The organism is Bacillus cereus group sp. BceL291 (assembly GCF_051776705.1).
Taxonomy (GTDB): Bacteria; Bacillota; Bacilli; order Bacillales; family Bacillaceae_G; genus Bacillus_A; species Bacillus_A cereus.
Genome location: NZ_JBPWAP010000058.1, coordinates 20,505 through 31,578 on the forward strand (window position 1 = coordinate 20,505; position 11,074 = coordinate 31,578).

Here is an 11,074-nt window from a genome sequence, read left to right on the forward strand (position 1 = left end):
CAATATGTACAAGTTTCATAAGAGGACACAACATTTATGCTATAGAAACAAAGAGTAAACATATGTTGTATACAAAATAAAAAAGACCTTGTATTACAAGGCCTTTTGCAAATTCACTTTATTTTGTAGCAAGTACATATTATAATACAAACCTTGCTCACTTAGTAATTCTTGATGTGTTCCTCTTTCTACTATCTCTCCATCATGCATCACAAAAATTTGATCTGAATCTTGAATTGTAGATAACCTATGCGCAATGGCTATCGTCGTTCTACCTTTTCGCATTTGTTGCAACGCTGTTTGAATAGCCTCTTCTGTTTCTGTATCGATATTAGCTGTTGCTTCATCTAATACTAATACTTTCGGATTCGTTGCTATCGTTCTAGCAAAAGCAATTAATTGTCGTTGACCGCTTGAAAATGCTGCACCTCTTTCTACTACTTCTGTTTCATACTGTTTTGGTAACTTTTCAATAAACGTATTTGCTTGCACAAATCGAGCAGCTTCTTTTACTTCTTCATCCGTAATTTCTTCATTATACATACGAATATTTTGCTTTACATTTCCAGCAAATAAAAATGCATCTTGCAATACGAGTCCTATTTTCTTTCTAATTTCTCGTTCTTCAAATTTTTCTAAATCTACACCGTCTATTACAATATTTCCTGACTTAATATTATAAAATCGCATTAACAAATTCATAATCGTACTTTTTCCGCTACCAGTATGCCCAACAAAAGCAACCGTTTGCCCTTGTTTCACGTGAAATGATACATTTTTTAAAACGTCACGCTTTCCATCATATGAAAAAGTAACATTTTTAAATTCAATATCCCCATCCACAACTTGAGGATTCTCATTGCCTTTTTGAACCGGTGCTAAATCTTTCTCGTCCATTAAATGAAATACACGTGATGACGAAACAAGTGCCTGTTGGAAAAAGGACAATTTCATCATCATCTCATTTACAGGTTGGAAGAAACGATGTATATAGTTAACAAAAGCATATAAAACTCCTACTTCAACAGGGCTCTTTAAAGCATCAATCCCAAATAAACCTAGTACTAACGCAATAGCTACAATATGCACTAAATCCGTAGCTGGTCGTAAAAGTAATGCGTCTAACTTCAAAGTACGTCGCCCTGCACTATAATGTTTATTATTCACTTCTTCAAACTCTTTTCTCATACGTTTTTCTTGTCTGAACACTTGAACAATATTCATTCCTTGTATGGACTCGTTCAACTTTGCATTTAACACGCTTAGTTGATTACGTACTTCTAAATAAAAAGCTGCACTTTTCCGGCGATATAATACCATAATCGCAAACATTATCGGAATTAATACGAGAGAAAATAGCGCTAATTTTACATCTAATAAAAACATCGCTACTAAAATACCTACTAAAAAGACTACATTTTTCACAAATGTTGATAATACACTAACATAAAAATCTTTAATCGCTTCCGTATCATTTGTTATACGCGATACAAGTGTACCAATCGGCGTACGATCAAAGAAACTTAATGACAGCTTTTGAACATGTTCATATACTTCAACTCGCATATCTTGAACAATCTTAAAAGCAATGTTCTGAAAGTACAATAGATTTAAATACGTAAATAATACTTTTAATAAATGAGCAACTATGTAAATTACAAATAAAGTAACGAGCGCTGATCGTTCAAAATCCCGCGGTACTAGGTGTTCATCGAGGAATTGTTTAATTAAAAAAGGACCCATCATTTCCGTTACTGTCGCACCAACTAAAAAGATAAATGCTAAAGATAGCAACCCTTTATATGGCTTCATATAGGAAAGCAATCTACTTAAATCACTTCGCTTCTTCTCTACCATCATACGCCTCCTTTCTCGACTAAAGCTTCTAATTGCTGGCTTTCATACATTTCCTTATACCAGCCGTTTTCCTTCATTAATTCCTCATGTGTACCTCTTTGTACAATTCTACCTTCATCAACAACAAGAATAAGATTGGCATGCTGAATTGCACTTAATCGGTGTGCAGTAATAATCGTCGTTTTCCCTGCTCTTTCCCTCTTTAAGGCACTTAAAATCGTCTCTTCTGTTTTTGCATCTACTGCTGATAAACAATCATCCAAAATTAAAATTTCAGCATTTGTTAATAAAGCACGAGCAATAGAGATTCGCTGTTTTTGGCCACCAGATAACGAAACACCTCTTTCCCCTACTACTGTTTCATATCCTTCTGAAAATTGGAGGATGTCATTATGAATACAAGCAATCTCTGCAGCTTGGGTAATTTCATTATATGTAGCATCCGCCTTTCCAAAGGCAATATTCTCACCAATACTTGCTGAGAATAAAAAATGATCTTGCGGCACGTATGAAATGGCAGAACGGACACCATGAAGTGTTATATCTCGAATATCTCGCTCCCCAATTTTTAATTCACCATTAAAATGATCATACTCACGGATTAAACATTTTAATAAAGTTGTTTTCCCTGCGCCTGTACGTCCTACAACTCCTAGCGTTTCGCCCTTCTTCAAATCAAAGTGAATATCGTTTAAATGTAACAATTCATTTTTCTTATACGAAAATGAATCAACGGCAAACGAAACATTACCGCTCGCTATTGTCTGTACAGCTTTTTCGCTATTTACTACATCTGATTTTTGTGAAAGAATTTTTTCTACACGGTCATATGAAGCACGCCCACGCTCCATAATATTGAATAACCATCCAAACGCTAACATTGGCCAAACGAGGGTACCTAAATATGTCGTAAATGTAACGAGATCACCTACTGTTAATTCACCTCTTACAACTAATACCGATCCATAACATACTGCGATTAAAAAAGAAAATCCAACGATAAGAGAGATTGTCGGATCAAATAACGAATCAATACGTGCAACTAACACATTTTTATGTACAACATCTTCTGATTTTCTTCGAAACGCCTGCAAATCTTCTTTCTCTTGTCCAAGCGAGCGAATCACTTTCATTCCACTCATACTCTCTTGCACTTTATCATTGATTTCCGAAAACGATTGCTGTGCTTTATGAAACCTTTTATGTAATAAAGTTCCATAATAATTTGTCGAAATAGCTACAATCGGCATTGGAATTAAACTTAATAATGTTAACTTCCAGCTAATTGTAAAACCCATCGCTACGAGTACACATCCTCCGACAGCTAATGAGTCAACAAGCGTCAAAACACCTGCTCCAGCAGTTTGCTGGATCGCTTGAATATCATTGGTCGCATGTGCCATTAAATCACCTGTTCGATTTGACTGATAGAAAGATGGACTCATCTTTGTAAAATGTTCATATAAATTTTTTCGTAATTGGCGAGCTAATTTTAATGAAGACCCGAAAATCATAATACGCCATATGTAACGTAATATGTACATCGTAATGCCTACAATTACTAATAGTACAACCCATTTTAGTAACTTATCGGTCGTCAATGTTCCATCATTAATTTCATCTACAACGATTCCAATTACTTTTGGTGCTACAAGTTCTAAAAGTGCAACGCCAAACAATAAAATAATTCCAGTTATGTACGCTCGTTTTTCTTGTTTAAAAAACCACGCTAAATTCATAAACACTTTCATTTTTTTCCTCCTCCCTTAAAATGAGCGATGTTTTCAGTTTACCAAAAATACAGAATTTTTAAAAGTTTTAAAAACTATAACTAACAAAAAGAAAGACACTCTTAGCGAGTGTCTTTTAGCGCTTATTTCATTTGTTGCTTGTTCATTGCGCTCATCATTTGATTGATTTTCTTTTGGGAAGGTTTTTGTCCCATTTGCATCATCATCATTTTTAACATTTGTTCGTTAATTGGTGGATTTTTTTGTAAGTAATTCATCATATATTTGCGGGCAATGAAAAATCCTAACGCCACGCCTGCTACTAGTGCTACTACGCCCACTAGAATACCTAACCAAATTGGCATATATTTTCCTCCTTCATGTTGTCTACCTTACAGTGTACTAAAACCTTTTCAATAAGACAAGATACAATTCGACATTTTTTACACATATGTTCGTACTTGTTTTAGAGGATTCAGCCATCCGTACTTTGTATTTTCATAATCCATAGCTAAAAATGTTAATTCACACTTTCTTAACACCTCAAAGAATGTTGTTTCCATAGAGACATTTCCAGAGGTATTCATACGAATATAGTGCGGTTTCACCATTATTTCGCCGTACTCCGCTCCCGTATAAAGTGTATGTGTATGATGTGTTCTATCATATTTACCAAGAACGCGCAAAGCTTGTTCTAATTTATGATGAATTTTCATTACTTGCAATGGCATCGTTATATACATCATTTGCTTATATAACACTTTTTTCTCCGAAAGGGACCCAGATTCTGAAAATCGAGCAAATAAATCAAAAAACAAATATTCACGACCAAAATAAGCTTTCGCAATATCCTCTTGAATTAAATACAATTCATACGTTTTCATTTTTCCACTCCCAATCTGGACAACCTTTTCTCTTCATTATATATAAGAAAATTTGCAATGATTGTCTGACTGCGGAGAGATAAAAAACTTTTTCTGTCGAAAAAACTCATTTACATAGAAAAACCTCTCCATGCCGGAGAGATTTTTCTGAAATCATTAAAGCATTTCTTTTACTTTACGAACAACGTTCTCTACAGTAAATCCATACTCTTCCATAATCTTCTCACCAGGAGCAGAAGCACCGAATGTATCGATACCTAACACATCTCCTTCAAGACCTACGTAACGGTGCCATCCGAATGTAGCACCCATTTCGATTGCGAAACGTTTTGTTACTGCTTTTGGTAATACAGATTCTTTGTACTCTGCAGTTTGAGCTTCGAAGCGATCCATAGATGGCATGCTGACAACCGCTGCGTCAACGCCGTCTACTGCTAATGCTTTTTGAGCTTCAACAGCTAGGCTTACTTCAGATCCAGTTGCAAGTAAGATTACATCAGCCGTTTCTTTCTTGCTTGCAGAAACTACATATGCACCTTTTGCTACTTTTTCATACGTATCATCTTTTGCACCTTCTAATGTTGGAAGGTCTTGACGAGTTAATACTAAAGCAGTTGGTTTGTTTGTAGATTCTAAAGCAAGTCTCCAAGCTGCAACAGATTCGTTACCATCAGCAGGACGGATAACAGAAACGCTTGGCATTGCACGAAGCGCTGCTAATTGCTCGATTGGTTCATGTGTTGGACCATCTTCACCAACAGCGATACTGTCATGTGTGAATACATACGTTACTGGCAATTGCATTAATGCTGCAAGGCGAATTGCTGGACGTAAGTAATCAGAGAATACGAAGAACGTACCACCGTAAGTTTTTAAACCACCATGTAGTGCAATACCGTTCATTGCTGCACCCATTGCGAACTCACGTACACCGTACCAAATGTTTTTACCGCTGTAATCATCTCTTGTAAAGTCTTTTTCGTTATTCATGTATGTTTTGTTAGAACCAGCAAGGTCAGCAGATCCACCGAAGAATGATGGTACAGACTCTGCAATTGCATTAATTACAGCACCAGAAGAATTACGAGTTGCTGCTTTTGATCCTAATTCATAAGTTGGTAGGTTTTGCTCCCAACCTTCTGGAAGTTGACCGTTCATTGCTGCTTGGAATTCGTTTGCTAATTCTGGGTATGCTTGTGCATATTCACCTAGCATCGTGTTCCACTCAGCTTGCGCAGTTTCACCAACATCTTGTACTGTTTTACGGAAGTTGTCATATACTTCTTCTGCTACGTGGAAGTCTTGCTCAGCAGTCCAAGCATATGCTTCTTTCGTTAATTTCGTTTCTTCTACACCAAGTGGAGAACCATGTGAAGCTGATTTTCCTGATTTGTTTGGAGAACCGAAACCAATTGTCGTTCTTACTTCAATTAGCGTTGGGCGTTTTTCGTCAGCTTTCGCTTCTTCAATTGCTTTCGCGATTGCTTCAATATCGTTTCCATCCTCAACACGGATTACTTGCCATCCGTATGCTTTGTAACGATCTTCTACACTTTCAGAGAATGAACGATTTAAATCGCCATCTAATGAAATATCGTTTGAATCATAAAGCACAACAAGACGACCTAATTGTAAATGAGCAGCTAATGAAGATGCTTCAGCAGAAACGCCCTCCATTAAATCTCCATCACCACAAATAGCGTATGTATAATGATCTACTACACTATACGCATCACGGTTATATTTAGCAGCTAAATGTCTTTCAGCCATTGCCATACCTACAGCAGTTGCAATACCTTGTCCAAGTGGACCAGTCGTTGCATCTACACCAGCTGTATGACCGTACTCAGGATGTCCTGGAGTTTTGCTTCCCCATTGACGGAAGTTCTTTAAGTCATCCATTGTTACATCATAACCAGATAGGTGAAGTAGGCTGTATAATAACATTGAACCATGACCTGCAGATAATACGAAACGATCACGGTTAAACCACGTTGGGTTATTTGGATTGTGTTTCATAAATTGAGTCCATAATGTATAAGCCATTGGTGCTGCACCCATTGGCATTCCTGGGTGACCAGAGTTTGCTTTTTCAATCGCATCGATGGATAATGTGCGAATCGTGTTGATAGAAAGTTGTTCGATTGAATGTGACATGCTATTCTTCCCTTCGCTTATATTAGTAAACGTTTTATACATTTATATGATAGCTTCCCACGCAAGATTATACAACATGTATCGACAAATATGTTGATATTTTTTTGGTTTTTTATAAAAAAATCAATGTTCCCGGGAATGTATGGGCATTCAATATGACATACTTTTTCATTATTTTTATTTTAAAAAGAAAGGGAATTATCTGTATATTTATACAAATTTCTTCTATACTTACTTTTTTTAATACGTTTTTAAAAACACAAAAAGCATCTAACTTCGATGCTTTTCAAATAAGTTAAACAATCCGTTTCCGAATCGAGCTTGAAATCAAATCAATTATAATTACCATTAAAATAATACCTAATAAAATAATCCCAACACGAGACCAATTCCGTGAACTCAGCGCAAAAATTAAAGGTGTACCAATCCCTCCTGCTCCGATAACCCCTAAAATCGCAGCGGATCGTACATTAATTTCAAATCTGTATAACGTATACGATAGAAAATCTGGTAACACTTGTGGTAACACCGCATACCAAAGTATTTGAAAACGGTTTGCTCCTGTTGCTAGTAACGCTTCCGTCGGTCCTTTATCTATGTTTTCAATTCCTTCTGAATATAGTTTTCCTAACATTCCAATAGAATGTAATCCTAAGGCTAATACTCCTGCAAAAGAGCCTGGACCAACAGCTTTTATAAATAAAAGAGCCATAACTAATTCAGGAAACGTACGAACAAAACTAAGCACAAATTTCCCAGATCCTGAAGTTAATTTTCCAATACTCATATTCGTTGCCGCCCAAAAGGCAAACGGAACAGATAAAAATGCAGAAATAAATGTACCTAATATCGCAATTGCCAACGTATCAATTAATCCATGTAATAAATCTTCACCATCTGGCAAAGATACATACGACCAGTCTGGATTTAATATCCCTGTCATAATTGCTTTCGTGATTTCACCTGCTGTGTCCTTTATCCCTTCTAATGGTACTCCTGAAAAGGCCCATACATATACAACTGTAAGTGCTATTAAAATAATCCAGCGATATATACTCGGTTTCTTCGGTTTTGGCACAATCATCGTCGTTCTATTCATTATAGTTTCTCCCGTAACAATGTACTAATGTAGTCAATTAACAAAACAACAATAAGGGTATAAATAATTATAGAAGCAGTTTGTTTATATTGTAAAAATCCAAGTGTACGATCATAATATAGTCCAATACCACCTGCTCCTACTAAACCTAAAACAGCTGCTGCACGTACGTTCACCTCAAATGTATAAAGAACATAGGAGACAAAATGTGCTTTCACTTGCGGAATTACCCCATAAACAATCCATTGCACCTTATTAGCTCCTACCGCTGTCATCGCCTCTAACGGACCTGGATCAATTGATTCAATTGACTCATACAACAATTTCGCTACAAGTCCAATTGAAAAAAAAGTAAGAGCCAAAATACCTGGAAGTGGCCCAATTCCAAAAATCGCTACGAAAATTGCCGCTAATAATAAATCTGGTATCGTTCGTATCAAATTTAAAATCATTCGAGCTAGACTGTATAAAAATGTGTTAGTAAACACATTACTTGCTGCAAACAGTGCAAGTGGAATAGCTAAAATCGCTCCTAAGGTCGTCCCAATAATCGCCATACGTATTGTATCTAACATCGCTGTTGTAATAACTTGAAAATAACTCCAATCAGGTGGCACCATCTCTTTCAATAGATCTACCATATTGGGAAAACCGTCTACCAGTTTTGAAAATGATGCATCTACTTGTACACTACTACTCCACAGCATTAAAATAACTAAAATAAACGTTAACATATGTTTCAACTTACTCGGCGGCTTCGGTATCGATTTCGAATATATCGTTACGTCACTCATTTAACTGCCACCTCTAACAATTCATTTTTCTGTGCTACATCTCCATAAATTTCAGCAAATTTTTCATCTGTCGCCTCTTCTACTGAACCATCAAAAACAATTTCTCCTGCATGTAATCCAATAATACGTGTCGCATATTGCCTAGCTAAATCAATAGAATGCAAATTCACAATTGTTGTAATTCCAAAATCTTCATTGATTTTTTTCAAATCATTTAATACTTGCTTTGTCGTAAGTGGATCTAACGATGCAACAGGCTCATCTGCCAATATGATTTTTGCTTCTTGTGCCAATGCTCTAGCTATTGATACACGTTGCTGTTGTCCTCCTGATAATTCATCAGCACGTGCATATGCTTTTTCTAAAATATTCACTCTTTTTAACGCTTGAAATGCGAGCTCCACATCTTCTTTCGGAAACAAACCTAACGTTGTACGTAATGTGGAATGATATCCAACACGACCAGCTAATACATTTTTTAATACTGTTGATCGCTTTACAAGGTTAAAACTTTGGAAGATCATACCGATATCCCGGCGCATACGCCTTAATCCTTTTCCTTTCGCAGCAGTAATAGACTCACCTTCAATAATGATTTCTCCTTCGGTAATCTCATGAAGACGATTTACGGATCTGAGAAGTGTAGATTTTCCAGCTCCAGACAGCCCTACCATTACAACAAACTCACCTTTTTGAATTTTCAAGTTTATATTATTCAATCCTTTTGTACCGTTTGGATACACTTTGGAGACATTTCGAAACTCTATCACACATCTTACCTACCTTCTATGTATTCAAAACGGCAAACTAACTGAAAACATCCCCTTTCAGCTAGCTGCCATTTCCATATGTATTATTGCGTTTTTACTTTCTTCCCATATTCACGAACGATGTCAAATTTACTATCATCAGATTTAACATATCCTTCATGTGAATATACTTCTTTAATGATTTTACGGCCTTCCTCATTCTTTCCAATTTCAATGAAAGCATCTTGTAATTTCTTGCTCCACTCTGCATCTAAATCAGATCGTACAGAAATTGTATCGTTCGGAATTTTCTCAGTAAATTTCACTATTTTCGTTTGATCAAATATATTCGGATAATCTTTTTTTACAATATTACGAGCATCTTGGAATACAACAGCCGCATCTACGTCACCATTTAAAAGAGCAATAAGCGACTGATCGTGACCTTTTAATGTAACAGGTTTCACATCTTTTAACGGATCAATTCCCTCTTTTAATAGAACAGCTGCAGGCCACACATATCCCGCTGATGACGTTACATCTTGATAACCAATTTTTTTACCTTTTAAATCTTTTACACTATTAATATTTGAATCTTTCTTAACAACAAACTCAGATTTATAATAATCTACTAAATCTTTTGTAGGGGCTCCTGTTTCATCCTCTACTCCAAAACGTTGTGCTTGTAAAATTACATTTGCAGCCTTCTTTTCATGTGCTAATACGTACGCTGTCGGCGGTAAAAATCCTACATCTACTTGTTTAGATGCCATCGCTTCTACAATTGTATTGTAGTTCGTTGAAATACTAACTTTTACTGGAATATTTAACTTATCACTTAATAGCTTCTCAAGCGGTTTTGCCTTCGCCTCTAACGTATCTGCATTTTGAGAAGGAACAAATTGAACATTTAAAGTCTTCGGTACATACCCTTTTTTCGTATCTTCATTTTTACTTGCGCTTGATTCCTTCGTTCCACAGCCACTTAATAATCCCGCTGCTAGTACAACTGTTGTGCTCATTGCAAAAACTTTTTTCAACATATTAATGCCTCCATTTTTCATTGTTATAAAATAACCTTTCATAAACATGAAGAAATATATCACATATTTTTACAAATAATTGATTATTTACAGAATCTTTACACATTCTATACACTCACATTAAAATTCTCTTCACATATTTGATATGATGAATTGGAAGATAACAATAGAAAAGGTGAGTCATATTGGAACAAAATCAAACTGTAACTTTAAACATCTTATTAACAAGCGATATACATGGCACTGTTTATCCTATTCACTACCAAGATAACTCCCCAGCAGAACTTGGTTTAGCTAAAATTTCTACTCTTATAAAAAAAGAACGTTCCCAAAATACAAACGTTCTTTTAATTGATAATGGCGACTTTATTCAAGGAACACCATTTACTTATCATTATGTTACATACGAAAAAAACAAAAAAACCCAATGTCCTTATTAGCGAATTACTTACAGTATGACGCTGCAATTATCGGCAATCATGAATTTAATTACGGGATGGATATATTAAATAATGCTGTGACTACTGCGAACTTCCCGTACCTATCAGCAAACATTTTAGATAAAAACATAAAGAAACCTTATTTCGGAAAACCTTATATAATCAAACAGATTGAATCCAATATAAAAATTGCTATTTTAGGGGTAACAACACACATCCATCAACTTAAGGTATATTTTCAAACAAAATGCGGTCTTTCCATATAGTTTTTTATTATCTTTTGTAGATTTTATAAAAGCGGGCATATCAAATAAACCCTGA

9 protein-coding genes and 1 pseudogene are annotated in these 11,074 nt (G+C 35.6%); 1 reads left to right on the top strand and 9 read right to left on the bottom strand.

Annotation, left to right across the window (positions count from 1 at the left end):
• Positions 1–93: 93 nt before the first annotated feature.
• From ACS2CR_RS26290 to ACS2CR_RS26330, 9 genes are all read right to left on the bottom strand, one after another.
• The gene (locus ACS2CR_RS26290; RefSeq protein ID WP_153602742.1) at positions 94–1,857 is read right to left on the bottom strand and encodes an ABC transporter ATP-binding protein; all 1,764 of its coding nucleotides are present in this window, start codon (positions 1,855–1,857) and stop codon (positions 94–96) included.
• Complete coding sequence (locus tag ACS2CR_RS26295) at positions 1,857–3,608, bottom strand: ABC transporter ATP-binding protein (protein WP_000862453.1); 1,752 nt, start codon at positions 3,606–3,608, stop codon at positions 1,857–1,859. Before ACS2CR_RS26295 ends, ACS2CR_RS26290 begins: the two co-directional genes overlap by 1 nt.
• Before the next feature lie 122 nt (positions 3,609–3,730).
• A complete protein-coding gene (locus ACS2CR_RS26300) occupies positions 3,731–3,952 on the bottom strand; it encodes a YneF family protein (RefSeq protein WP_001123317.1) in 222 nt (73 codons plus the stop codon).
• Between the two features lie 78 nt (positions 3,953–4,030).
• Entirely contained in the window at positions 4,031–4,471 is a 441-nt protein-coding gene (gene sirA / locus ACS2CR_RS26305) for a sporulation inhibitor of replication protein SirA (RefSeq protein ID WP_000860645.1), read from the bottom strand.
• A gap of 156 nt (positions 4,472–4,627) precedes the next feature.
• On the bottom strand, positions 4,628–6,628 hold the full coding sequence (gene tkt / locus ACS2CR_RS26310; protein ID WP_053512835.1) for a transketolase: 2,001 nt from the start codon (positions 6,626–6,628) through the stop codon (positions 4,628–4,630).
• Positions 6,629–6,923: 295 nt separating this feature from the next.
• Entirely contained in the window at positions 6,924–7,727 is an 804-nt protein-coding gene (gene phnE, locus ACS2CR_RS26315; protein ID WP_001082387.1) for a phosphonate ABC transporter, permease protein PhnE, read from the bottom strand.
• The gene (phnE, locus tag ACS2CR_RS26320; protein WP_001286376.1) at positions 7,727–8,521 is read right to left on the bottom strand and encodes a phosphonate ABC transporter, permease protein PhnE; all 795 of its coding nucleotides are present in this window, start codon (positions 8,519–8,521) and stop codon (positions 7,727–7,729) included. Before phnE (ACS2CR_RS26320) ends, phnE (ACS2CR_RS26315) begins: the two co-directional genes overlap by 1 nt.
• The gene (gene phnC / locus ACS2CR_RS26325; RefSeq protein ID WP_000569247.1) at positions 8,518–9,291 is read right to left on the bottom strand and encodes a phosphonate ABC transporter ATP-binding protein; all 774 of its coding nucleotides are present in this window, start codon (positions 9,289–9,291) and stop codon (positions 8,518–8,520) included. The genes phnE (ACS2CR_RS26320) and phnC overlap by 4 nt, the downstream gene beginning before the upstream one ends.
• 83 nt (positions 9,292–9,374) lie before the next feature.
• Positions 9,375–10,313, bottom strand: a complete 939-nt coding sequence (locus ACS2CR_RS26330) for a phosphate/phosphite/phosphonate ABC transporter substrate-binding protein (protein ID WP_000915064.1) — start codon at positions 10,311–10,313, stop codon at positions 9,375–9,377.
• A 185-nt stretch (positions 10,314–10,498) separates the two neighbouring features.
• On the opposite strand from ACS2CR_RS26330, the pseudogene ACS2CR_RS26335 reads away from it, so the two are divergent.
• A pseudogene (locus tag ACS2CR_RS26335) lies at positions 10,499–10,968 on the top strand (metallophosphoesterase); the annotation flags it as partial.
• Positions 10,969–11,074 lie beyond the last annotated feature (106 nt).